The 25,284-nt window shown below is 45.3% G+C and carries 19 protein-coding genes and 2 pseudogenes; 11 read left to right on the top strand and 10 right to left on the bottom strand.

What is annotated here, in order from left to right:
- A partial coding sequence (locus tag QUA27_RS23880; RefSeq protein WP_445251540.1) for a TolB family protein occupies positions 1-662 on the bottom strand: 662 nt, incomplete at its 3' end.
- Positions 663-733: 71 nt separating this feature from the next.
- Positions 734-1,366 carry a transaldolase family protein gene (locus QUA27_RS23885; protein ID WP_333071106.1) on the bottom strand — a complete coding sequence of 211 codons (633 nt, stop codon included), beginning with the start codon at positions 1,364-1,366 and terminating at the stop codon, positions 734-736.
- Positions 1,367-1,803: 437 nt separating this feature from the next.
- Between QUA27_RS23885 and QUA27_RS23890 the strand changes: the two genes are divergently transcribed.
- Entirely contained in the window at positions 1,804-2,031 is a 228-nt protein-coding gene (locus tag QUA27_RS23890; protein ID WP_333071108.1) for a hypothetical protein, read from the top strand.
- A 185-nt stretch (positions 2,032-2,216) separates the two neighbouring features.
- Here the strand turns inward: QUA27_RS23890 and QUA27_RS23895 are convergent, their stop codons facing one another.
- Complete coding sequence (locus tag QUA27_RS23895) at positions 2,217-2,876, bottom strand: SanA/YdcF family protein (RefSeq protein WP_333071111.1); 660 nt, start codon at positions 2,874-2,876, stop codon at positions 2,217-2,219.
- Between the two features lie 96 nt (positions 2,877-2,972).
- Here QUA27_RS23895 and QUA27_RS23900 point away from each other — a divergent pair, with 96 nt between their 5' ends.
- Complete coding sequence (locus QUA27_RS23900) at positions 2,973-3,644, top strand: aminotransferase class IV (protein ID WP_333071113.1); 672 nt, start codon at positions 2,973-2,975, stop codon at positions 3,642-3,644.
- Positions 3,645-3,761: 117 nt separating this feature from the next.
- Positions 3,762-5,213 carry an anthranilate synthase component I gene (locus QUA27_RS23905; RefSeq protein WP_333071115.1) on the top strand — a complete coding sequence of 484 codons (1,452 nt, stop codon included), beginning with the start codon at positions 3,762-3,764 and terminating at the stop codon, positions 5,211-5,213.
- Positions 5,214-5,429: 216 nt separating this feature from the next.
- On the opposite strand, the pseudogene QUA27_RS23910 reads toward QUA27_RS23905, so the two are convergent.
- Both QUA27_RS23910 and QUA27_RS23915 read right to left on the bottom strand, forming a co-directional pair.
- Positions 5,430-5,658, bottom strand: a pseudogene (locus QUA27_RS23910) (IS1 family transposase); the annotation flags it as partial.
- Between the two features lie 272 nt (positions 5,659-5,930).
- Positions 5,931-7,841: an ABC transporter ATP-binding protein gene (locus QUA27_RS23915; RefSeq protein ID WP_333071117.1), complete on the bottom strand. Its 1,911-nt coding sequence runs from the start codon at positions 7,839-7,841 to the stop codon at positions 5,931-5,933.
- Between the two features lie 427 nt (positions 7,842-8,268).
- Here QUA27_RS23915 and QUA27_RS23920 point away from each other — a divergent pair, with 427 nt between their 5' ends.
- The 3 genes and pseudogenes from QUA27_RS23920 to QUA27_RS23930 all read left to right on the top strand — a co-directional run.
- On the top strand, positions 8,269-8,499 hold the full coding sequence (locus QUA27_RS23920; RefSeq protein ID WP_333071120.1) for a hypothetical protein: 231 nt from the start codon (positions 8,269-8,271) through the stop codon (positions 8,497-8,499).
- Between the two features lie 53 nt (positions 8,500-8,552).
- Complete coding sequence (locus tag QUA27_RS23925) at positions 8,553-8,885, top strand: YlcI/YnfO family protein (RefSeq protein ID WP_333071122.1); 333 nt, start codon at positions 8,553-8,555, stop codon at positions 8,883-8,885.
- Positions 8,881-9,117 (top strand): annotated as a pseudogene (locus tag QUA27_RS23930) (hypothetical protein); the annotation flags it as partial. The gene QUA27_RS23925 and the pseudogene QUA27_RS23930, both read left to right, overlap by 5 nt.
- A 102-nt stretch (positions 9,118-9,219) precedes the next feature.
- Here QUA27_RS23930 and QUA27_RS23935 read toward each other — a convergent pair.
- Positions 9,220-10,380 (bottom strand): quinone-dependent dihydroorotate dehydrogenase, encoded by a 1,161-nt coding sequence (locus tag QUA27_RS23935; RefSeq protein WP_333071124.1) that lies wholly within the window; start codon positions 10,378-10,380, stop codon positions 9,220-9,222.
- 213 nt (positions 10,381-10,593) lie between these two features.
- Here QUA27_RS23935 and QUA27_RS23940 point away from each other — a divergent pair, with 213 nt between their 5' ends.
- A complete protein-coding gene (locus tag QUA27_RS23940) occupies positions 10,594-13,533 on the top strand; it encodes a sensor histidine kinase (RefSeq protein WP_333071125.1) in 2,940 nt (979 codons plus the stop codon).
- 332 nt (positions 13,534-13,865) lie between these two features.
- On the opposite strand, the gene QUA27_RS23945 is transcribed toward QUA27_RS23940, so the two are convergent.
- Positions 13,866-14,324: an ABA4-like family protein gene (locus tag QUA27_RS23945; RefSeq protein WP_333071127.1), complete on the bottom strand. Its 459-nt coding sequence runs from the start codon at positions 14,322-14,324 to the stop codon at positions 13,866-13,868.
- A gap of 178 nt (positions 14,325-14,502) precedes the next feature.
- Here QUA27_RS23945 and QUA27_RS23950 point away from each other — a divergent pair, with 178 nt between their 5' ends.
- Positions 14,503-15,513 carry a leucine-rich repeat domain-containing protein gene (locus tag QUA27_RS23950; RefSeq protein WP_333071129.1) on the top strand — a complete coding sequence of 337 codons (1,011 nt, stop codon included), beginning with the start codon at positions 14,503-14,505 and terminating at the stop codon, positions 15,511-15,513.
- A gap of 375 nt (positions 15,514-15,888) precedes the next feature.
- Here the strand turns inward: QUA27_RS23950 and QUA27_RS23955 are convergent, their stop codons facing one another.
- A complete protein-coding gene (locus QUA27_RS23955; RefSeq protein ID WP_333071131.1) occupies positions 15,889-17,388 on the bottom strand; it encodes a phytoene desaturase family protein in 1,500 nt (499 codons plus the stop codon).
- A gap of 70 nt (positions 17,389-17,458) precedes the next feature.
- Between QUA27_RS23955 and QUA27_RS23960 the strand changes: the two genes are divergently transcribed.
- The 3 genes from QUA27_RS23960 (at position 17,459) to QUA27_RS23970 (ending at position 21,818) form a co-directional block, all read left to right on the top strand.
- The gene (locus QUA27_RS23960; protein ID WP_333071134.1) at positions 17,459-19,150 is read left to right on the top strand and encodes a hypothetical protein; all 1,692 of its coding nucleotides are present in this window, start codon (positions 17,459-17,461) and stop codon (positions 19,148-19,150) included.
- Positions 19,151-19,333: 183 nt separating this feature from the next.
- Positions 19,334-20,329, top strand: a complete 996-nt coding sequence (locus tag QUA27_RS23965) for a pentapeptide repeat-containing protein (protein ID WP_333071135.1) — start codon at positions 19,334-19,336, stop codon at positions 20,327-20,329.
- Positions 20,330-20,483: 154 nt separating this feature from the next.
- Entirely contained in the window at positions 20,484-21,818 is a 1,335-nt protein-coding gene (locus tag QUA27_RS23970; protein WP_333071136.1) for a serine/threonine protein kinase, read from the top strand.
- Positions 21,819-22,093: 275 nt separating this feature from the next.
- Here the strand turns inward: QUA27_RS23970 and QUA27_RS23975 are convergent, their stop codons facing one another.
- Complete coding sequence (locus QUA27_RS23975; RefSeq protein WP_333071144.1) at positions 22,094-24,505, bottom strand: GAF domain-containing sensor histidine kinase; 2,412 nt, start codon at positions 24,503-24,505, stop codon at positions 22,094-22,096.
- A 257-nt stretch (positions 24,506-24,762) separates the two neighbouring features.
- A complete protein-coding gene (locus QUA27_RS23980; RefSeq protein WP_333071138.1) occupies positions 24,763-24,972 on the bottom strand; it encodes a hypothetical protein in 210 nt (69 codons plus the stop codon).
- Between the last annotated feature and the right edge of the window lie 312 nt (positions 24,973-25,284).

The following is a 25,284-nucleotide window of genomic DNA, read 5'->3' on the forward strand; positions in this document are numbered from 1 at the left end:
TTGTTAGTATCCCCCGGTACTAGGTTGGTGGAATTAGATAAAAACGCCACAAACCGCCCGTCGGCTGAGATGGAGGGGTTATACGAGTCACGGTTCCCGTAATTGCCTGCTGAGTCTACAGAGACGCGGGTGGTGGTATTGGTTAACAAGTCCCGCACGAAGATGTCGTAGTTATTGTTAGTATCCCCCGGTACTAGGTTGGTGGAATTAGATAAAAACGCCACAAACCGCCCGTCGGCTGAGATGGAGGGTGAACCGGATTTATTGTTCCCCGGATTGCCTGCTGAGTCTACAGAGACGCGGGTGGTGGTATTGGTTAACAAGTCCCGCACAAAGATGTCGGTTTGATTGTTAGTATCCCCCGGCACTATGTTGGAGGCATCAGATGAAAACGCCACAAACCTCCCGTCGGCTGAGATGGAGGGTAAGAAGGAGTATCCGTTCCCCTGATTGCCTGCTGAGTCTACAGAGAGGCGGGTGGTGGTATTGGTTAACAAGTCCCGCAGGAAGATGTCCTCGCTATTGTTAGTGTCCCCCGGCACGAGGTTGGTGGAAATAGAGCCAAAGGCCACAAACCGCCCGTCGGCTGAAATGGAGGGGAACAGCGAGTAGTTGTTCCCCGGATTGCCTGCTGAGTCTACAGAGACGCGAGTAATAGCCATAAGCTCTCACATTTAAGAGTACAAGTTTGGAGATTCCCTAATCTTACCCCCAGCAGACAAAATAGCTTCGCTCATATTCCCCGCCCGTTTTTGGCAAATTCATCCACAGTTTGCTGCGATAATTCGTGAACAGCCATCGCTTGCAATACATCAAAAGGCAATGTCAAATGATGGGCGCCAGCTAATAAAGTTTTTACCGCTTCGGACGGCGATTTAATGCTAGCTGCCAAAATTTCAGTATTACTTTTCTTCAAGACATTTGCCATATCTTGCACTAAGGAAAAACCGTCTCCCAACAATCTGGTGGCGCGATTCACATAGGCGATCGCATATTTTGCCCCAGCTTCCGCCGACACCGCAGCCTGCGCGGCGCTGTATATCGCCGTCACCGCGCAAGGAATTTCCGGTGACAAATGCGCTACTGCTTGGAAACCCGCCGCCGTTGCTGGAACTTTCAACACTGTTTGCTGTCCAATTAATTCAAAAGCCGCTTTTCCTTCTGCTACCATCCCATCAACATCAGATGCCATTAGCTGATAATACACTTCCCCAGGAATCACTTGTGCCAGTTGTTTAAGGGTTTGCTCAGGAGATAACTCGCTTTTTGCCAAAAGGGTCGGATTAGTAGTAATTCCCGCTATCCATCCGAACTTGCTCGCGCGTGCGGCTTCCGCTACAATTGCAGTATCAACATAAATTGCCATCGGCTCTACACCTTCAGTTTGTTAATAATTTCCAGACGGTTGCTTGCAGATTGATATAAATCCGAGCGAAATTAATTGTTAATCTTTAACAATATCAGAATCTCGGAAATATTACTGTTAAGTAAATATAACACTTCAGTGATGTGCATCATCGGTAGTAGTGCATGAGTTTTGAGTTTAACAGGACTTAGGCTCAGAAATCTTGTTTATTACAAAAAATTGGTGGAGGACGACCTATCTGTGAATAAATCGGCTTTCTGAGGAAAATTGGCTAAGTGCTATTTAAGATAGCTAACAACTCAAATCAAAACTTTTAAGTCAGTTGGTAACTGCGATTGTCGGGTAAGGAAAACTTGACTCCCCAAATCCCGGATACAAATAAGTTACATTTGTATTAAGGGTTATGTATGCAATAACTCCAGGAGGTGACTCAGAAAATGACCGAAGAAAAAAATCAGCAGCCACAAGTCAGCCTTGAGACATCTTCTGAACAACCCCTGTTGGAAAAACCAGCAGAAACTGCTGAAGAATTGTCGCTCAATGTTAAGTCGGAAACTCTGTCTCAAGCGGTCGAAAATAACGCCGAAGAACGTTTGAAGGCTCTAGGTCGCTTAATGATGGTGAGCCTAACTTGGTCCCTGGCAGGGCTTTCCAAACGCGAGTAAGTTATGGAACACTACCGCAACGGGCGAGTTATGATTTGTGAGTTGTGTTGTAAGTTTTGTTTAACTCAAAACTTACAACTCCCGGACTTACATGATGTCCGGTTAGTTGTAATAAAACCTGTTTTTTGGGAAAAATTTAGTCCTTAAAGCAACTGCAAAGCTCTTCAACCGAGCACTCATAAATTTTATTTAATTCCTTCAAACGGTCCCAAAAAAGTCGGTTCTGGACGGGTAACGCGCACTTCCCAAAGCGCTTTTAGGACTGCAAAAAATTCGCGGAAACTGTAGCGAATCATGCCCTTTTGGCGAAATTTGCCCCAATCCGGCGTTCCTAAACCGATCGCCTCTACGCCCAACTGGCGACAGGTATAAACAGCGCGGGCTAAGTGAAAGTTTTGGGTAACTAAAACAGCCTGGGTTATGCCAAAAATCTCTTTCGCGCGGTAGCAACTTTCATAGGTGCTAAATCCGGCATAATCGAGAATGATATTATTAGTCGGTACGCCCTGGGCTGCGGCGTAGTCCTGCATTGCTTGGACTTCGTTGTAATCGACGCTGCTATTGTCTCCTGTCATCAAAACTTTGTCCACTCGCCCCGCTTTGTACAAATCGACGGCTGCTTGCACTCGATCGGCTAACATTGGGCTTGGAGTACCGTCTTCCCAAACTCCGGCACCAAAAACTATAGCGATGGGTTCTGCCGGCACGTTAGCTATATCGCTGTGGCGGTAGTTGCGGGTAACAAGTCGGACGTAGTAGTTGAGGGCTAGGGGTGTGAGCACTGAGGTTAATATTAACAGCCCGATGGCATGGCGCCATTGAAATATAAAGGATTTAGGCAACATAAATTCAAGTTAACTTCCTATATAATTACACCAACAGGAACCTTCGCGGGTCGAAAAATTGTCAAGTTACCTCATTTACATTATATTGACAAAAATATGATTCAACAACAGCAAAAATTTGAATTGCTGGAATCACTTTTATGGGAACCAAAAAACGGCTATTTTTTGCTAGACAGACATCTTCAAAGATTAGAGCGATCGGCTGATTATTTTAATTTCCCCCTGTCGCTAACAGAAGCAAGCAAATCTTTACAAGCATTAAGTATGACTTGCGGGTCAGTCAAACAAAAAATACGGTTAACAATATCTTGTGAGGGAAACATAACATTACAAGCTCAGACACTAGATAGCGGTATCTTAAAAATCGGTGCATCTGTGGGAATTGCCCGCAAACCGATCGATTCTCAAAACCCATTTCTTTACCACAAGACAACTTACCGATTGCCTTATACAATGGCTTTGGAGTCGCAGCCCGAATATCAGGATGTCTTTCTGTGGAATCAAGATGGAGTTATCAGCGAATCCACGATCGCCAATATCGTGCTGGATACACCCGCAGGTCTAATCACACCTCCCGTCAAGTGCGGTTTATTACCGGGGACGTTTCGTTCTCAACTTTTAGAGGAGGGAAAAATCAGAGAAGAATTAATTACCTTAGATGATTTGCACAGTAGCCAAACTCTATTTCTCATTAACTCCGTTAGGGGTTGGATACGCCTCCAAAAAGAAGCAAGCCGAGATGTTTGGAAAGTTGTCAGGAATGGCTGAGATAACGTTTTCAATCGATTTTAGTAGGATGCGAAATGTGTACCTTACTACTACATATAGTGTCAAAATTGACTCGTAGCGTAAGTCCTGAAAGTGTTAACCATAGTGCAATCTATTATGAAACCAGTACAACCTTGGCATTGGCGAAAGCTTCCCCTAAATCAGCGCAGCGGCTCGGAGATTTTTCAAAATTTATTTCTCGGTAAAACCCCCGACAGTGCAAGCTCAATATCGGATTGTTTCCCCCGCGATATGGCCGTTCTGCTAGAAAGTCCAGTTACATCTTCTACTAACTTGGCAAGATATTCTATTTGTGCAGGTTCTCCCCGGATAATTGACGGTCAATCTCAGCTATGGACACCGCCAGTCGGTGAAAATTTACCTTTTTTGCGCGCTCTTTTGAACTCTCAAAAGCAAAATTTAGCAGTGAATGTACCGCCGGAAATTCCTTTTACTGGGGGTTGGTTGGGATGGCTAGGTTATGATTTAGCATGGGAAATCGAACACCTGCCCCAACTCAATACCGATCCGCTTCCTTTCCCGGTTAGCTGTTGGTACGAACCAGAATCTTTTGCGGTTTTAGACGGTCAAACGCAAATTCTCTGGTTGGCTGCGAGTCAACCTTCTCACCTTGATGTTATGCAGCATCAATTAGAGGAAACCGATCGAGAAATAATCCCGAATAATTTACCGGAAAATTATCAACAACATTCCGCTACTCCTATTTTCCAATTATCTCAGAGTGAGTATAAAGAAATAGTGCGAAAAGCTCAGAAGTATATTCATGCGGGCGATATTTTTCAGACTAATTTATCTTTGCGGTTTGAAGCCCGTACAGATTGCAGTAGTTGGTCAATTTACCGCGCTTTGCAACGGATAAATCCTTCGCCCTTTGCAAGTTATTGGCAAACTCCGTGGGGGGCGATAGTTAGTTGTTCGCCGGAAAGACTCGTTCAATTATTAGGAAAAAAAGTGGATACTAGACCGATCGCGGGAACGCGACCGCGAGGTTTAACCTGCATTCAAGATGAGAAGTTAGCACAGGAATTAATAGAGAATATCAAAGAAAGAGCAGAACATATTATGTTAGTTGACTTAGAACGCAACGATATCGGGAGGGTGTGTGAATGGGGTTCGGTAAAAGTTAACGAATTTCTGACCATTGAACGCTACAGTCACGTGATGCACCTCGTCAGTAATGTTATCGGTACATTAAGACGAGATTGCGACGCGATCGACTTAATTCGAGGGGTATTTCCGGGCGGTACGATTACAGGTTGTCCGAAAGTGCGCTGTCTGGAAATCATCGAAGAATTGGAACCGGTGAAGCGCAATTTATTTTACGGTTCCTGCGGTTATTTGGACTGGCGCGGGAACCTGGATTTAAATATTTTGATTCGCACCCTTTTATATGCACCGAAAAATGACGGTACGACCGGGGGAGTTGTTTGGGGACAAGTGGGTGCGGGGATTGTTGCTGATAGCGATCCAGAAAGGGAATGGCAGGAGTCGCTGCATAAAGCTCAAGCTCAAGTTAATGCTTTGAAATTAGCGGAATTATTTGATTAGATGCGTCTTAGCTCAATCGAAGTTATTAAGATTATTGAAAATTACAATGGCCGATTTACTTTAGATGTAATAGTGATTAAAGTTGCTTGAATAAATAAAAAGATTGTAGTATTAAGGTTAGGAAAATGTTGGTATGGTCTTGCCATGATAGTTTTTTGGTAGTCATGCACAGTAATGATATCGTTTTCTTATGCAAGAATTATAGTGATGTACAAATTAAAAAATTGCCCCAATATGGTGCAAGCAGTTTTTTTGAGAAAGACAAGGTTTTACGAACCAAACGAGAAATTCGCTGCCGTAAAGTATTATTAAGTCTTTTAATATGACTGGTTTTTCCCGATTCTTTGCCTACAGGTCGATGTCTTTTAAAAGGTAGCACTTCTGAATAAGATTCCCAAAAATCAGTATCACATTGTCTATAGACAGGAGGTAAAGATTGCCAGAGCTCGGACTGAGCTCCTCCCAAAAGCGATCTATATTCTTTACGCCCAGGATCGTAGCCGATCGCGATCGCATCCTTTTCCCAAATCTCCAGTACGTTTGCACTTTTTCAGAAATAGTCCGTCCTGCGGCTATTTGCCTTGCGGTCCTTAATATTGGTTCATGAGCAGCCTTCTGTGCCGCTGGGTCAGTTAATGCCAGTGCTATTCCCAGTCAGGCAGTCAAAGCCCACTGATTGAAGCAAAAGAATCAGAATAAATTCGCCATGTTGTGTCCCTACTCGATGCAGGGTTTGTGCGTAAGTCCTGTTGATTTTACGGTACCGTAGCCCAACATTCGGTAGTAGAGTCCCTGTTTGGTAAGGAGTTCGGCGTGAGTGCCAGACTCAAAAATCTCGCCCGACTGCATCACAAAAATCAGATCGCAGTCTACGGCAGTTTCGAGTCGGTGCGTGACCAAGATGATGGTTCTGTTGCGACGTAGACGTTGCAGAGTCTCTAGTACCCACTGCTCGTGCTTCAAGTCCAGCGCATTCGTGGGTTCGTCGAGGATGAGTATAGGAGCCTTAGTGACGAGCGCCCGCGCAATAGCTAGGCGCTGTCGCTGTCCGCCCGAGAGGTTCTGACCGCCCTCAGCGATTAAAGTATCATACTGCTCTGGCAAGGTTTCGATGAACTCGGCTGCCCCGGATTCAGCCGCCGCTTCCCGAATATCGGAGAGCAGAGCATCCGGGCGACCGTAGGCGATATTCTCTGCGATCGTTCCGGGGAAGAGTGGGCTGCCTTGCGAGACGAGCGCCATGTGCTTGCGAACATCGGCAATCTTAAGGGTGCGGAGGTCGAAGCCGTCAAGGAGGACGCTCCCCGATGTCGGGTCGTAGAAGCGCGGCAAAAGATTGAGCAGCGTACTCTTTCCCGTTCCGCTAGGGCCCAAAAACGCCACCATCTGACCCGGCTCGATACTAGCACTGATGTTCCGCAAGACGGGTTGCCCAGAGTTGTACTCGAAGCTTACGTCGGCAAGTGCTAGTGTGCGGGGATGGACGGGAAGCGATCGCGCATCAGGCTCATCTTTTATGGCGGGCGGCTCGTCAATGACTGTAAAGACGCGATCGCATGAAGCTACAAACGTCTGGATCTTAGTAGTGAACCCCAACACCCAACCTATCGGGTCCCAGAACTGCCCCAGGTACGCCATGAATACGAGCAGATCGCCGATGGTCACGCCGCCCTGCACCGGACGCAAGAACTGGTCGCGATAAACTAGGTATCCGCCGTAGCCTAAGATTACCCCGCTTCCCAGGGCGAAGACTACCTGAACCGCTAGCGGATAGAGGTTTTCTTGCCAATTGAGTCGCATGGAGGCCTTGACGCTGCGTTCCACCGCCTGCCCGAAGCGCCGCGACTCGGTTGCTTCTCGACCGAAGGACTGGATTAGCCCGATCGACTCTATAGCTTGCTGCATGGTTGAGGTCATCACCGCATCGGTCTGCTTCGACTCAAGAGCTCGACTCCTAATCCTTCCCTCGAAGTACCAATTCGCCAGTATTAGAAGCGGAGTGAACGAAAGCGCAAACACGGTGAGAAGGACATGGCGCGACAGCATGATCCAGATCATCGCCGTCAGCGTCACCGATGCGGCAGTGGAGCCGATAAGCGTATCGATTACCCCCCAGGGGCCGAGGCTGTCGTAGCTCAACCGATAGATTGCGTCACCCTGCGATCGGGAGCCGTGCCAGCCGAGACTCAGCGCCTGCATTTTGTCGTAGAGTTCGGTGCGAACCCGCAAGGTTCCGTTGTACTGGATGCGGTAGTTCAACATCCTACGGAGCATGAAAACGGTCTCGCTCAGGATTCTAATAATCATCGCGACGAATGCCATTCCGAAAATTCGGTTCAGCGTGCTTTCACCGAACGGAGTAAGAAACAGCGTATGAATCCAGTTGGATTTCGGAGTTGGTGATAAAACCGTATCGACTAGAATCGCCATCGGCCAGGCGTTGAGAAGGTTGAAAAGCACTGATGCTCCGATCAACAACAAGAGCGTGACGATCAGCCATAAGTCTTTGCGGAAGTAGGAAATGGAGCGCAGGACGATCCGCACCAACCAATGTTGGTTAATTAACGGCATCACCATTTTTGGTGAATTCTTCTGGCTCTTCAAACGTGCTTTGAATGGAAAATTCATAAATATACTGGGTGCCTCTAAGTAAGACAATGCACCAATTAGGAAGTTTCACCCCAGTCAGAGAAGCTAGAAATTAACTTTGAGTTATAACCTTTGTTGTCAAGCAGGGCAGATGCAATGTGAGATTATTCGACTGGTGCAAGATGTAAGTATAGTTTCGTTCTTCAAGGGTAGCTAGAGAGAAAGCGAGCTCGCTTTGCTTCCTGGTGTGATGCAAAGCACGAAACTTTTTGCCAAGCGGTCGCTTTCGTTGAGACTATCTCAACTTTTTAATCGGAACTTCCCCCCTGTGGTCGATCGCATCCCAGCAAAGCCCCCATCAGTCGGGCAATCGCGGTAACGCCCTCCCTCAATAGATGACTACAATATTAGGGAAACCTTCAGTAAATCCAAAACTCTCTGTTGCAAAGGAGCTGGCATTTTCAGCTTGTCGAAACTAACTGAAACCAGACGCAATTTAGGCGAGACTCGATTTTTAGCGATTGTCAATAAATTTGTTATTAACGTCCGAAAACTTGGAACTGGAAAACCCTCACAAGTACATTTTGTTGAAGCTTTCCCTTTTGCTGAAGTGGATGACTTAACCGGGACAACCACCGACCCTGACTCAGAAGCATTCACCCACTCCTCATCCTCAAACAACGACGACGGACGGTAATCGTTGACACATATGCTCTTCTAAGTAATAAGCTAACACACATAAAAACAGGTGTGCAAGCACCAACAGAAGTTGTATCACTAGGAACAACACCCACAGCATCACTTATAACGGAAACACCACCAATACTGGAAGCTGCACTGCCAGCGCTAACAGCACCGCAGCCGAAAGCATCAGCAGCAGAACCAGTCCCCGCTCCATCCCAAGAGAGCAGTCTGACTCACCGACTCCAAGCACCCGACAAAGAAGTAACGGTCAGGTTTACGGTGGATATGTCCGAATCTCTACATCGTAAAGTGTCGATGCTGGCAGCCAAGACGGGGCGCAAGAAAGTCGATATTGTGCGGATGCTGCTAGAGGACGGGTTGAAGGAGGTAGAGGGGTAAGGGCTGGAAGAATATTTTGAACAATCTTCGTATCATACTTCAACCTTTTACCATATTGAACTTAATTCAGCCGGGGCTTACAGTCTTTCCTATTCTTCAATTATCTTTAGGGTTTGCTAAACTTCAATCTATCGTTTATAGGCTCACTTCCTCAATTTTTATATTTCTGTCTCACCCTGATTTCTATTCTTCTTCTGCCTCAAGTGACATAAGAGAGTTAATAACTCGTTAGAGTCGGTGCGTACATCCTGCTGCAATAATTTATTAGACTTCTTCAAAAATTATTGTGGGGCAGACATCCTGCCTGCCCAAGACTTGCTTTTCACTCGTATGTCTATTGATTGCCCGAACCAACTGCCTGGGAAATTGAATTAAATCCTTTTTCTTCTAACTTTTGCAACAACCCTTGGAGAATCCGGCGCACCATCCAAGGCCCTTCGTAAACCCAACCGGTGTAGACTTGAATTAAACTCGCACCTGCAGCTATTTTTTCCCAAGCATCTTCGGCGGTGAAAATGCCACCAACTCCAATTATGGGTAATTCGCCTTTTGTATATTGCCAGATAAATCGGATTACTTCTGTCGATCGCTCTCGCACTGGAAGCCCGCTAATTCCCCCGGCTTCTTCGGCGATTGGTTTGCCTGTTTCTCGCAATATTTGTGTTTTCAATCCGTCGCGGCGGATGGTGGTATTTGTGGCGATAATTCCTGCTAGTTGGTAGGTTTTTGCTAAGTCGAGGATTGATACGATCGCCTCCGACTCCAAATCCGGCGCAATCTTGACTAAAATTGGCTTGCTTCCCTGATTTTCTTGTTGCAAAATTTCCAAAATTGTGCTTAGCCCAGCAGCATCTTGGAGCGATCGCAACCCCGGCGTATTCGGCGACGAAACGTTCACTACAAAATAGTCGCCCCAATCTTTCAGCAGCTTAAAACTCTCCAAATAGTCGGCTGCGGCTTGCTCTAACGGTGTTACCTTAGATTTACCGAGATTGATGCCCAACGGGAACCGAGACTGAGGCATGGGGCGCGAGGCATCGAATTTTGACTGTTTCTGTGCTGCCTGAAACCGGGCTGCCATTGCCGCGGCTCCTTGATTGTTAAATCCCATGCGGTTGAGGGCTGCACTGTCCTGAGTCAAGCGAAACAAGCGAGGTTGGGGGTTTCCCGGCTGTGGTTGACAAGTGACAGTTCCGAGTTCGGCAAAGCCAAAGCCAAAATTTGCCCAAATGTCAGCAGCTACGCCGTTTTTATCAAATCCGGCAGCCAAGCCGACAGGATTGTTAAAGCTCAGTCCCCACAAAGATTGTTCGAGGCGAGAATCTTGGACTCCCAAAGATTTCTGCAATCGAGAGAGCATTTGGCTGGTGGCGGGGTTTGACTGGGTTCTGGCTGCGAGTTCGAGAACTTGGAGAGTGCGGTTGTGCAGCCACTCGGCATCGGTTTTCAATACGGAAAACAACAGCGGGCGTACACTTGATTGATAAATATCCAATGATTTGTACTGGGGCAATTTACAAATTAGAAATGAGAAGGGAAATAAAAATATTCAGGAGCCGACAGTGAAGGCGAAGTTTTTACTTCAACTTCGATCGACTTTATCCAATGTTTGAGATTGAGGGATAAGTGAGACGATTATATTATAAGTTGACTCTTTTGCATTTTATTTTTTTGAATTTTTAAGTTAGTAATTTTAAATTAGACAAAGGTGCGGGGAAGCTTGGAAATGGGGCAGCAGCAAAGACCAAAGGATTTAGACGAACAAATCGCGACCCTAGAGCGCGTTCTCCAGACTCTCCGAGAAGAGGAGAATGTTGAAGTGCTACTTTCGACCACACTCGGTTACTTGGAATCGGAATTTGACTGGCGGTTGATTTGGATCGGGTTGTACGATCGACAGGCGCACAGATTGTTCGGCAAAGGTGGCATAACTCCTAACGGCGACCTGTCTTTTCTGAAACAGCGGTTTGCTCTGAGTCCGGGGGATTTGCTGGAACAAGTGGTGATTCAACTTCGGCCGGTGGGAGTCCCGGATTTGCGATCGGAAAACAGAGCCGGAGAATGGCGCAAAGCAGCTCAAACTTTCAATATTCAAGGCACGACTCTGTTTCCGCTCCGCTACAAAGACCGCTGCTACGGCGTGATTTTGCTCGGCACTGAGGTGTGGGGAGCGTCGCCAAAGTCGGGGGAAAAAACGCAGTTGGCGATTGTATTTGGAGCGCTCGCAACTGCTCTTTACCAAATAGAAAAAGACTGGCAGCGACAACAAGTTAAACACCCAGACGAGTCTCTTTTAGCGCTGATTTCGCAGTTGGGGGAATTGCGATCGCTCGACCAATACTTGCAAGCGGTGGTCGAACAAACTCATGAATTTATCGAGCCGACGCGCACCAATGTTTATTGGTTCGAGCGAGAGCGGCGCTATTTTTGGCGCAGAGTTAGCAACCGCGAAGTTACTCCGGGTTTGGGGGGGCCCGGCCGAGCGGCTTCGGGCATCACCGTTCAAGACTTGGGCGAATTTTATCAGGCTTTGGGCAGGCAAGAAATGGTTTGGATCGGTGAATCTCAAAGTTCTCTGAAAACGGAGCTGACAGGGCGGTTGATGCAGCAAATCCGCGCTCGCTCTCTGTTGGCTGCGCCGATTGTTTCGGAAGGGGAATTGTTGGGATTTTTGGCAGTCGAAGCCAGCGAACCCCGGATTTGGCAAGACAATGAAAAACATTACCTGCGGGGAGTGGCGCAGTTAGTGGCTCTGACGGCTCCGGTGTCGGAGATGGAGGAGAAAATTCAGCAAATTGAGATCGATCGAGATTTAACTGCGGGAATAGCTCGCGCCATCTACAGCGATGCTGACTGGGAGGCGACTTTGAAAAATACCGCCGAACAGTTGTGCGAGCGGCTCAAATGCGAATACTTTTTGTTGCTGCTGTACGGCGAAGAACAAAATCGCTTTGAAATTGTCTGCCAAAATCTGCCCCGCAACCGCAGATCAGTGCCGTCGCCGCTCAACGCCCTTGATGTGGCTGACGTGGGGCTGTTGCAAGAAAGCGAACCTGTGGCTATTGAAAATTGGGAGGAAGACGGGCGGTTGAGCGCTTGGCGGGAAGTGTTGGGGGAGGCGGGGGTGCGATCGCTTTTGGCATCGACCACTCGGAGGAAAAAGGAACAGGGAGAAAACCCCAATCTAAAATCGAAAATCGCCAATCGAAAATCGATCGAGGGTTTGCTGGTTGTCGGACACAATGCAACTCGCACTTGGAGGCGATCTGAGCAAGAATTAGTTCGGCTAGTGGGCCAACAACTAGGATTGATCCTGCACTCGTGGCAGCAGAGTTCGGCAATCGACAAATATCAGCAATTTGAGCGATCACTCAAATCGGGTTTGTCGGTTTTGCACCATTCTCCTGATGAGCAATCTGAGCAAGAGATATCTGCTGCTTCACCGACGATGTTCCCAGAGTTGCCGCTACAAAAGCTCGATCGTAACTTTGCTCAACACGTTTCCCAGACACTTTCCTGTCCTTTAGTCGCCGTAATTACTTGGAATCCGGGTCAGGAGGAAGGTTCCATCGTGGCGACAGTAGCTGCCAATCCCGTATTTGCCCTCAATCCCGAGGCGGTGATTCCTGTCAAAACAGACCCTTTGATCCAACAAACCCTGGCAGAAGCGGGCGTGCTGCAACAGAACACGAGCCAACTGCCGCTGGCGACGAAGCGGTGGCTCCGCAGTCCGGGAATTGGCGAGATTCTGACGGTGGCGCTACGGACTGCCCCAGAACACGCTGCGGCGGGCATTGTGGTTGCTGCAGACGCTCCGGGTCGCCAGTGGTCGGAGTTGTCGGTGAGTTTACTCAGCTCGATGGCGTCTCAGTTGGCTTGGTGGCGCAGGTATTTGGCGGTGCAATCGGCCGCCGAGTCGCAGCGATTGGATCTGGAGCTGCTCAACTGGTACAAACAGCGCCGTTTTGAGGAGTTTTACCGCACTGTGGGAGCGGGGGTGAAGGAGTTGGGGGAGTTGAGTCAGTCGATTTTCCAGTCAGTGAAGGAACAAAAGGATGCTCTGAAAACTTTGCGCTACCAACAGGTTTTGCGGCAAATTGGCAATGCTTTGGGGTCAACTCATTTGCTGCTGAAACAGGAACATTGGCGGCTGCAATTCGCACAAGATGCGGTGCCTGTGAGCGCTTGGCTGAGGCGATCGCTCGATCGAACGGCCTCCCTGGTCAAACAGTCGAAAGTCTTACTGGAAGTGCACAGAGAAACTGCTGTGTCGATGCCTGCGGGTCAGACTTTGAGCGTTCGCGGGGACAGCATCAAGCTCGATTTGATCCTGTGCGAATTGCTGGCGACGGCTTGCAGGCGCTCTGCTGTTGGCGCCAAGATTGAGATTCGCTCTCAGTTGTTGGGGGAAGATTTGTTAGAATTGTCTGTAATCGATAGTGGCGCGTGCGATCGACAGTTAATTGCTGCCTTCAACGGCGGTTCCGAACCCGATATATTAGCGGTTTCTAGTTCCAATAGGTCGATCGTCCAAAATCTCTTAATTTGTCAGCGAGCGGTACGCTTAATGGGGGGAAACTTTTCTATAGAAATGTTAGAAAACAATTTAATTGTGGCTCGTTTAGTGATGCCCCTAGCCAATTCTTAAAATTCTGTACGGGCGAGTTCACCCTATCTGCAATTCACATACTAGGTATTTATAAACCAACCCCTACCCAAATTCTAGCGGTAAAGTGCTTCAGATGCACGCTACATAATTAGGCTTTGCGTCCAAGAGTGGATGATTGATATCAACTGCGCTTGTATTAGATCGAGTTCTGTTAGGTCGTAAGATTAAATGAACCGCGAAGACGCTCATAGCGCGAAGGAATAACCGTATCTTCTTCTTTCTCTTCCTTCGCGTCCTTTGCGCCTTCGCGGTTTAATCATTCCGATGCAACCGGATGCGATATAACATCCAAGGTATTAAAAACCCTCTGCCTAAACCGATGAAGTAACAGTTTCCGCCGTCTCAGAATTCGGGAAAAACCTTTGAGTAATCCAAGCCGTTACAATATGAGAAAGCAATCCCATCGGCCCAGCAAAAAAACACAAAGCCAAAGAATGAACCGTCCAAACTCCTGTCCGCTGTCCTTCCAAATAAATCCAGCGCCCGACAAACAAGTCCATCACTAAAAAATGTATCCATCCCGTAGCAGCGGCCGTTTCTTCCCCCAGAAACTTAGCAATATCTGCTAACTTAGGATTCGACAAAGCAGCCGCATTTTCCGCAGTCAGACTGCTACCAAACAAATATATGTACAAAACGGCTAGCACTGCAAACGGAATAAAGGAATTCATCACTTTTCGGGTAATTCCCCAGTTGGGTAATAAAATCATAATTGCCCAGAAAGGCACAACGAACAGATTACCGGCATTAAAAATTAGTTCTGGTGTCATAGTTGGCTCTTGGCTCCTGCGAATGCAATGCAATTAAGGATGTTAAGATTACTTTACACAATTTTTGCGAAAATTTCTCAAAACCCGAAAAAAATCTCATTCACAAATGAAATAGAATTGCTATACTTATCTAAAATTTCAAAGCTCCGATCTAAAATCGATTAAGGCAGCACAGCCCATGACAAATTATAATAACTTTTCCGAGTGGTGCCAGCAAAAAGATAATCTGTCGTCCGGCGCTAAACATACGGTAGAAATACTGTTGCAAATATCAGACTCTTCCGAGTGCGTTCTAGCCAACGAACTGCTTTCTAATACAACAGAACTTAACCTCAAAAATGTTCAAATTACCGATATCAGCCCCCTCTCATCTTTCACTAAACTTACTAATCTTATTCTCGGCAGCAATCGAATATCTGACATTGCTCCCCTGCAATCTTTAATCAATCTGAAAACTTTGATTATGGATGTTAATCAAATATCAGATATCAGCCCGCTTTCATATCTAATAAATCTGACTCAACTCGTTATCGATACCAATCAAATCTCAGATCTCAGTCCCCTAGCAGGTCTAACTAATCTTACCGCACTTGTCTTGTTTGACAACAAAATTTCCGACATCACTGCGGTGAAAAACTTAACTAACTTAAATTCGCTGATTCTCTACAACAATCAAATTTCCGATATCGCTCCTCTGGAAAATTTAACTGAACTCCAGACACTCTACCTTTACAATAATAAAATATCGGATATCACCCCGCTGGCTTCCTTAAAAAATCTGACTACGCTGTTTCTTTTCGGAAATAAAATATCTGACCTTACTCCGTTGAAAGCTCTAACTAACTTAAATAAATTGGTTTTATTCCAAAATAAAATATCAGATATTACTCCTTTGACATCGCTCACTAATTTAAGTGAACTCAACCTCGGTAACAATCAAATATCCGACATCAGTCCGCTGAAATCGTTAACTAATTTGACTGAACTTTATCTGTTCAACAACCCGATTTCGGATACCAGCGCGCTACAAGCTTTAAATAATTTATTTTTGCTCGACTTGTACAACAATCAAATTTCTGATATCAGTTCCCTGCAATCTTTGCAAAAGTTAACTACCCTGGACTTGCGCGGGAATCCCATTGTTAATAAAATTTGCCCTCTCAATCCTGAATCTATATGCCGGTTTTAATTAATTATTAAGACCGAGGCAAGATGGCAGTTTATAGAGTATAATGTTTAACGTCAATATCAGGAGAAAGTGATGAGCGGACACGATGCTTTGATGTTAGGATTGCTGCTGTTGCCAGGTTTGGCTTTGTCGATCGCAATTATGGGCGCTTTTGCCGCTGGTGGATAATCAGTTTTGGGAACAGGCCGATTTTGTAAAAAGTAGTTTTTTCTTCGTTTTCCTCGTTTCCTGGCTCTGGCTGGGAACGCATTTCACTATTGCTCTGCCTCCTGTTTTTTGCAAGCGAGGCAGAGCCTCTGGAGCTCGGTTCCCAGCCAGAGCCAGGGAACCAGTTAATGTCCCTTCTTCCTTCTTCCTTCTTCCTTCTTCCATAACTTACAAAAATTGTGCTGTCACATCCGAATTTACTAAAGTATTCGCGCACAAAATACCCGATGCTGCGACGGCGGGCACGCCAATTCCGGGCATGGTGCTGTCTCCCACCCGATACAAGCCTTTGACTGGTGTTTGTGGGCCGGGAAATGTGCCTTTTCCGGCGGCGATTGCAGGCCCGTAAGTTCCTTGATATCGGCGTAAAAATCGGGCGTGGGTTAGCGGTGTGCCGATCGACTCTAAGACTATCCGCGATCGCAAATCGGGTATAATTTTTTCTAAAGCTTGAAACAGAGATTGCGATCGCTCTTGCTTTTTCTGCTGATACAATTCGCCATATTCCCAACCTTCGTAAGGTTCCAATGTATAAGCGTGAACGGCGTGATGCCCAGGCGGCGCGAGAGTTGCATCCCACACTGTAGGAATCGAAATCATGCAAGTATTTCCGGGTACTGTAATGTCAATCTTGCTGTCGTGAACGACGACGTGGTGGCCGGTCAAACCTTCGAGTCCTTCGGCTTTAATTCCTAAATGCAGGTGCATGAAACTGTCTACTGCGGGCATCGACAAAGCGTTTTTTCGGTAGCTTTCCGGCAAATCTTCAGGTCGCAGTAATTTTGTATAAGTATCCCATATTGTGGCATTGGAAATAACAATTGGGGCGCGGATCACTTCGCCATTTTTCAAGCGAACGCCGGTTGTTTTGCCGGATTCAACTAATATTTGCTCGACTGGAGCTCCCAGGCGCAACTTTCCTCCCCAGCGCTGCAAACCTCTGACTAAAGCATCGACGATCGCACCGCTGCCACCTACAGGATATTCGATCGCACAGCGCGATCGTTCGCCAATCATAAAAGCTATTTCCGGGGCGACAGTTCCGTGCGCTTTCAAACCCGACAGCAAAAAGCACTCCAAATCGATCAAACGCCGCACCCAAGGATCGCGCACCTCGCGATCCATCAAGGAACCGGCTGAACCCGCGATCGCACCTACTAGCGGCAACAGCTTCAGCAAAGCAGGCGAGTACCGAGACAGCAAAACAGGTATTAACTGCCAGTCGGATCTCAGCGCTAAAGCCGGAATTCCACGCAAAGCTTCATACAAAACTAATAAATTTTGTTGAAATTGCTGTAATTCTACAGCACCTTGCGGTGTGAACTTAGCTACAGCATCTAAGTAACTTCTCGCATCAGCATAAATCGGTAAACTTCCCTCTGGAAAATGGTAATGGCCCAGCGGATCGTAGGGAATTGCTGCGATCGATTCCTCCAAAACATCAAAAACTTGCCGCAAGGGATTGAACGACTGGGGATCAGTCAAACCGCAATAAAAAGAAGGCCCCGAATCAAAGTCAAATCCCCGGCGCGAAAAGCTGTGAGCTGCCCCGCCCGCTATGATGTGGCTCTCGCAGACGAGCACCCGCTTGCCGTAACGAGCTAGCATCGAGCCGGCGACTAAGCCCCCAATACCGCTGCCAATGACGATCGCATCAAAGTCTTGCATTTATCAAATGTGGTATAATTGTATTATTTCTTGCTGAGTGTTGACAGGGTATTTTTATGGGAGGAAAACTATGAAAGCTTTATCTATTTTAGATGAAGTTGTTCGCGAATTAGAACAAGACGTGAATCTCTCACGCATTAAAAAAATAATATTTTTTGCTTGTAAAGAGTCCTGGGAAAACGATCCCGCCCAACTCGCCAGCGCAGATGTAAGGCTTTTAATTGAAGAGCTGTGCGCCAAATACAGCAGGTTAGAAGATATTGAAGCAGTTTTAAATAATATAGTCTCTAAGGTTAATAAAAAAACCGAGTATGCTTTAGTAGCAGACCTCATAGTCTGTCAACTTAGCAGGCTGTATGAATTTGAAGATTTCACCAAATTAGAAATAAACATATCTAGTTTTGGCGGTCAGGAAGCTCCCGCATTTGAAGAGCACTTTAGTTCGGAAGTACCCAGCAGCGAAGAAAGGCCAAGAAACCCCGGAAAATTATTTGATGTCAGACAAAAAATTTTGCAGCAAACAAATCCGCTGAGGGCGAAAATCCTAATTTTTTCTACTCTTTATCACGAGTTTACTTTTAGCGATCGCGATTGGCTAATGCTGAAAACTCAAGAACTTGACAATCTACTGCGACAACTGTTTAATGTCTGTGGCAGCCTAGCCGAACTCGAGTCTCGATTGTACACAACTGCTAGCAATCTTGACAACAGAGATGAAAACGACCAAGCTGCAAGCGTAATCATCAAAGCGATGAATCCTTGTTATGCAAAAATACAACAGGAAGAATCCTATGAAGCCGAATCTTCGGTTAGTGAAGATTACGATCAGACACATTTAAACAACAGTGTTTATGAAGAGAGCGAGCTGGTGGACAGGCGCAGCGATTATTTTGATCCAGGCGAGATTACTCACATCCTTCAAGCTGCTCCACCTCACTATCATTATGACCCCCAAAAGAGTTACTTAGTGCCGGACACGGCAGAAAATGTACAGTTTAAAGAACCCGAAACCAGCCATAATTATGCTACTGATTTCAGACAGCAAATGGTAGAAACATTCCCAGTTGCAGAAATGCCGACTATTATCGAAATTTTAGAACCGGCGGCTCCTGTTATTATAAATATTAGCGATTCCATCAAACGCAAGTTGGAATTGGAAGAAGAAATGACAGAATTAGTCAGTCAAAGTGCTAACTCTGCAACGGTGCAAATAGAAAATATATTCACCCAGTTAGAAGCTGCTTTGAACGGAAAATTTTCTAGGGGAAGTGCAGAGGAGCGTTTGTACTGGAAATATAAAAATCTCAGAGAGTATGTAGGGAAAGTTCAGAAGTTTACCGATAAATTGCTGGAAATTTTGAGCGAATTGGAGTCAAAAGAAAGCGGTAAATATCCTTCGGAAATCCCAGAAAACCTGAGCGACGATATTTCAGAAATACCGCAGGAAAACTCTAGCCATAAAGCAAATCAGTATCAGCTTCTGGAAATGGCAAAGCAAGGCAAACCAAAGGCGATAGCCCAATTGATTAATCAATTGCTACAGCCTAAAGGAATTGTTTCTACAGCGGGATTTAAAGATGGTTGGCTCCATATAATTCTGGAGTCTGCTGAAGTACCAAACCAACAGGCGACAGCTACCTACATTCACAAAAAACTGTGTACTTTAAAATCCAAATATCTTACTCATGTGAAAATTCACGGGCGACAGTTAGGTAGCAAAACAGTTTTTTGGACTCAAGAATTTGTCAATCAAACTCATTAAATGCCCCGACTCAAGTCTGAGGCTACACCAACTAAGTCGGCCTGCGTCAACTGAAATTCAATAAATTTCATCAAATTTCTCAGACTCAAGTCTGGGGCTACAGAAATTAAGTCCGCCTGCGCGAACAGAAATTTAAGCAGTCTAGAAATAGCAGATTGTACCTAATTAACAACAAAAACAAATATGAATGCCAGCGAAATTTTAAGGCGATATACATCAGGAGAACTAGATTTTCAAGGTATGAATCTCCGAGGCGTATACCTGAGCGGTGCCGATTTAATTGGCGTCAATTTAAGCAGTGCTGACCTCTGCGGTGCCAACTTAGCGATGTCATATCTAAGCCGAATTAACCTTCAGCGCGCAAATTTAACTAATGCAAAGCTGTGCGGTGCTAACTTAAATCAAGCCAACTTGAGCGGAGCAAATTTGTCCGATGCAGACTTCCACGGAGCGACTTTGCAAGGTGCAGACTTTCGAAAAGCTAACATCTCTTTGGCAGTTTTTATTGATGCAAATTTGAGCGATGCAGATATGCGAGGTGTGAATTTGCAAGGTGCAGATTTGCGCGGTGCGTGCTTGCGGGGTGCAAATTTGCGGAAGGAGGTGCGGCTTTTTGAGGGTGCAAATTTGCGGGGTGCAAATTTGCAAGGTGCAGATTTGCGGGGCGTCAATTTGCAAGGTGCAGATTTGACTAAAGCTAATCTCAGTCACGCGAATTTGACTGAAGCATTTCTGGGAGAAACAAATCTGACTCAGGCAAATTTGAGCGAAGCTATTTTAGATGGCGTATTTTTGACTGAAGCAACTTTGGTAGAAACAAATTTTTCCTGGGCTGTAATGACCAATGCTAAGTTGGAAAGAGCTGTGTTACTTGATGCTGAATTGGCTGGCGCTAATTTGCGCGGTGCATTTATGACTGATGTTAAGTTGAGCAATGCTAATTTAATCATGGCTGACTTGAGTAGAGCTAATTTGGTGCGAGCTGATTTGAGTCGAGCTAATTTTAATCAGGCAAATTTGAGTGAAGCTGATATGACTGATGCTTACCTGGCTAGAACAGATTTGCGGGAGGCAATTTTGCACCGCACAAGTTTGATTAGGGCAGATTTGAGCACTGCTAATTTATCAGGTGCTCAGTGGCGCGGTACAATTATGCCGAATGGAGAAATGCACGGGTAATTACTTCTAGTAGCAATTTAAGGCTGTCACCAAAAGAGTTAATCTCCGACCCTGTGATTTAACAAATATGAGTAAAAATGAGCTGGGTAGGAGAGCCGTCCTTAATTTAATAGTTAAGGCCATTTTGTAGAATTCAAAACTGGAGGGCAATGCTGTGTTAGATACAGGAAAAATTTTACAAGAACGTTATCAATTGCAACAGCGTTTAGGACGTACAGCCGCCGGTCATCAAACTTGGCTAGCAGTGGATTTAAAGTCTCAAGAACAGGTAACGCTGAAAATGTTAGCTTTTAGCCCGGAAATGCACTGGGAAGAACTCAAGCTTTTTGAAAGAGAAGCACAAGTTTTGCAGGCGCTGAATCATCCCCGCATTCCTTGCTATCGAGATTATTTTTCCCTGGAACGGGAAGCCGGAGCAGGATTGCCTTGGTTTGGATTAGTGCAAGATTATATTCCGGGATTTTCACTTCAGGAATTGTTAGAAAAAGGCAATAGATTTTCAGAAAAACAAGTACGAAAAATTGCCACTGAAGTGCTGGAAATTTTAATTTATTTGCATGAATTAAACCCCCCAGTTTTGCACCGAGATATTAAGCCGAGTAACTTAATTTGGGGGGAAGATCAGCAGGTTTATTTAGTAGATTTTGGTGCGGTACAAGCTCAAGCGGCGGTGACAGGTGTAACGTTTACAGTCGTAGGCACGAGTGGCTATGCACCCTTAGAACAGTTTTGGGGGCGGGCGGTGGCGGCTTCGGATTTGTATGCTTTGGGAGCTACTTTAATTCATTTGTTAACGGGGATGACTCCTGCGGATTTGCCACAGAAAGATTCTCGGATTCAGTTTAGCGATCGCGTGAGTGTGAATCCCAGTTTGGTAAGCTGGATTGAGAAGATGACGGAAATCGCGTTAGAAAAGCGTTTCAGCAAGGCTAGAGACGCTTTAGCAGCTTTGAAATCGGGAAACATACAAGGGGCTAATCTTCAAACTGCGACTGTTCGGAAAATTGCTAAACCACCTCACAGTCGCATTCAAGTTAGCAAATCAGCGACCGAGTTAAACATTAAAATTCCCTCTACTTTAGTCAGACAGCCTTTTTTATGTGCTTTTTTAATAGGAATATTCATTCTACTGTTATTTTTGTCGTTCCCCTTAGTATTTTGGCAACAAAATTTCCGTACTGGATTAGGATGGTTTACGATTATAGCAAGTATCTTACTTAAGATTTTGGGCAATGGTAATAAAATTACATTTAACCGGAACTACTTTAAACTGGAACATCAGATATTTGGTTGGAGTTATTTAGGACAAAGGGGGGAAGTTTCTGAGATTTTGGGTGCTTTTATATACAATAATTCTGGGGGGAATCAAATCAAAATTCGTTCAGGCAACTATACAGGAACTTATTTTTATGTCTTAGCGAACAACTTGAAAGAGGTTGAGGCGGCTTGGTTAGCGCAAGAAATTCAAGATTGGTTAAATTTAAGATAAATTTTTATAGGGCGAAGCCTTGGTGATTAATTTTTTTGTATAATAGACATCTCGCAACTAAAAATGGGTGACGCACTGACTTATAGGGGGTCTAAAATACAGCATATTCCAGGTTCATTAAGTACAGTAGCAACAGCTTGTAAACCAGACTGCTCGATCAAAAAAATGATGCTACTTTAAAAGAGTTATGCCAAGGCTTTCTAAAAAAGACCCCAATCAAAGTCAGTATATCTTATTACGCGATCGCCCAAAAAACATTGAATTTTAATTCAAATTTATCCGTTCACAGGCAAAACGATCGCAAACTCAGTTCCCACTCCAGGCTCCGCATCCACCTCGATGCTTCCGCCATGTTTTTCTACCGCAATCTGGTGGACAATTGCCAACCCCAATCCAGTTCCTTTGCCGACACCTTTCGTCGTGAACAAATGGTCGAATATCTGCTGTTTCACTTCCTCTCTCATCCCGATGCCGTTATCAGCAATTTTAATTTTAATGTGTCCTTCACGCAGTACATCAGTGCCAATCGTGATGCGGTTTGGATTTGCCACAACTTCACTAAAACTGCGTCCTAAATTTGACTCTTCTAAGGCATCAATGGCATTGGCGAGCAGGTTCATGAAAACTTGATTTAATTGACCGGGAAAACATTCGATTTTAGGGAGATTGCCGTATTTAGTTATCACTTCGATCTGCGGGCGGTGTTCGTTTGCTTTGAGGCGGTGTTTCAAAATTAAAATAGCGCTATCAATGCCTTCGTGAATATTAAAAGGAACTTTGTAGTCTTTGTCGCCTCGGGAGAAGGTACGCAAACTGTTGCTGATGCTGCAAATGCGCTCGCACCCAAGTTGCATTGAATCAATCATCTTCGGTAAATCTTCCAAAAGATAATCGAGGTCTATCTCTTCAGCGTGGTCTGCTATTTCTGATTGCGATGCAGCGGAGCGATACAATTCTAAGTGTTCTATAACATCTTCTAAACTTCTTTTACCTTCGCTTAAATTCCCAGAAATAAACCCAATCGGATTGTTGATTTCGTGGGCGACTCCGGCGACTAAATTGCCCAAAGCCGACATTTTTTCGTTTTGCACGAGTTGCAGTTGCGCTTGCTGTAAATCTTTTAAAGTTTGTTCTAGCTGTTGGTTTTGCTCTTGCAAAAGTTCCGCTGCTCGCTTGCGATCGGTGGCATCAACACCCAAACCAATAATCCCGATTGTCTCACCTTGGCAATTTTTTAGTTGCACTTTCGTGACTTCTAAATAGTGTAGTTTACCGTCAATAAATCTGAGAGATTCGCTGGAGTAATGCGGCAAATCTTGGGCAAGGCAGGCGGCATCTGAAAGCAGACACCCCGCTGCATCCTCTCCCAGTATATCTTTGTAATGATCGACAGCTAGGAAAGCGCTCACAGGCACGCCCACATTTTGAGAAAAGGTTTTGTTCAAAAACTGTACTTTACCACTGGGATTAACCATCCAAATCCAAATCGGAGCGACATCAAGAATTGCTTGGAGCATTTTTTTCTGATCGGCAAGCTGAGCTTCGGTTCTGCTAATTTGTACTAGCGATCGCTCTAATTGTTGGTTGTAATCCTGATATTTTTTATATAGCAGAGCATTTTGCAAACAGATGGCGGCCTGGGAACACAGGAGATTGAGAAGTTGCAGGCGATCCCGGGTAAAAACTTTTGCGGTTAAGCGATTTTCCAGATACAAAATGCCCACTAAGTTGCCTCGATCGAGAATCGGCCAACACAACAGGCTCTGCGGTTGGTATTTGAGGATATAGGAGTCGGAATCCCAATCACGTTGTTGAGCGAGCTCCCGAACAATCACAGGTTTCAATAAATTTTTAACGCAGTCAACAATTTTGAGGGGCAAGATATCGCTGTTTTCATCGAGTGTTGCGGATGATAAGTCGATCGCCCACTCGAGTCCCGAATTGTCGAGCGTGCTGGTAGCCGCAATTTCCCATTGATTGCCGTTTGATAAAATCAGCGCTCCTTTGTCAGCTCCTGTATTTTTCATCCCCAGTTGCATCAGTTTGGCAATTAGTCGATCGAGTTCTCTTTCACTAGAGAGCGCTTGACAAGCTTTGAGCACTGTTGAAAAATTTCCGAAATCTGATACGCTGGCCGAAACAGACGGATGAATGGATGGATGAATGGATTGATGAAGCGATTGATTTTGCCCAGCAGGTGTTGGAAAATTTGCTAATGGATGTTCAGAGAGTTTTGCGGGTTCTAAAATCGGTTTTAATAATTGAGGATAACGTTTTTCTAAGTCATCAATTTTGGATCGATCTCCCCAACGGACATAGCAATCATAGGCATCTATCATGTAGAGTCGGGCAATTTTTTCCCTTCCTAATGACAGGTAAAACTTAGCAGCGAGTTCGCAAGCAAGAGCTTCTTCATTGACATATTCGTTAGCTTTAGCTCCGGTAATAGCTCGATCGTAAAGTTCCATGGATTCTGCTGTCTGTCCCAAAACGCCCAGCAATTCTGCCTCAACCAGATCGAACTTGTGTTGGTAATTGATCGGCGTATGGTGCGCGAATTCTTTGAGTTTTTTCTGACTAGCCCCAACGCGCTTCAGGATTTGTTGGCGCTCCGCCGGTGCGGCATCTGCATAGATTGCCAAATGTGCCAGTGCATCATAAAAGTCGTGCATCATCGTTACTAGCATCAATACACAATTCCCAAGATAAGGTTTGCCTCCATTTCGCCTGTCGATTGGCTGCGGATTACGGCTCGAATATATCCCGAATCCGTTGCCTCTTCTCTTTTTTCTAAAATTTATACACCTCCATCTAGCAGGTAACAGGTAAAATTAATTGAAAGATTGGAAGGTTTAATGTATTTGTAAATAATCGGTCTGCGTTCGAGTTAGTCGAGAATGTGTGTTCGGTTGAGGACTATTTCTACCGATGCAATTAACGGTCGCTAATGCAACTTTTTGGGATTGTGGCAGAACCGCCTCCCGCAAATCCACCGCCACAATAGCGCAGGTTTGAGAATTGCCGCGGCAGGTTGTCGGTCTTTGTCGCGCATGAACCCATAAATAGCCGATCGAGAATCTGTGTACGATTGAGCGATCGCGCGATAGCCCGGTATTACCGTATTCAAATCTACTGCATTTATTATTGTGTCCATATCGGCTGACCTCAACCCAGACATTAACTTGACAAAACTTAGTCTATATATCTTAGGGCATAAACAGCATAATTTTCGAGATGTATATCAAAAAATCCCATTATCTGTTAAAAAACAACATTTTATACTTTGCCGATCGCGATTAAAGCTTTTTACTTACGTCTAAGTTTCTGTTGTTAATCTCAAATGCGATTAAATGAACGCGAAATACCGTAAAAACACTGCCTCATCATGTCTTAAAAAATACACTCGCTAATTAATTAAATTTAATATCGATCGATAGCCCAAGTTTCCGGGAAGCCGGTCAAAAAG

The organism is Microcoleus harperi Pol14_C6 (genome assembly GCF_036701295.1).
Taxonomy (GTDB): domain Bacteria; phylum Cyanobacteriota; class Cyanobacteriia; order Cyanobacteriales; family Microcoleaceae; genus Microcoleus.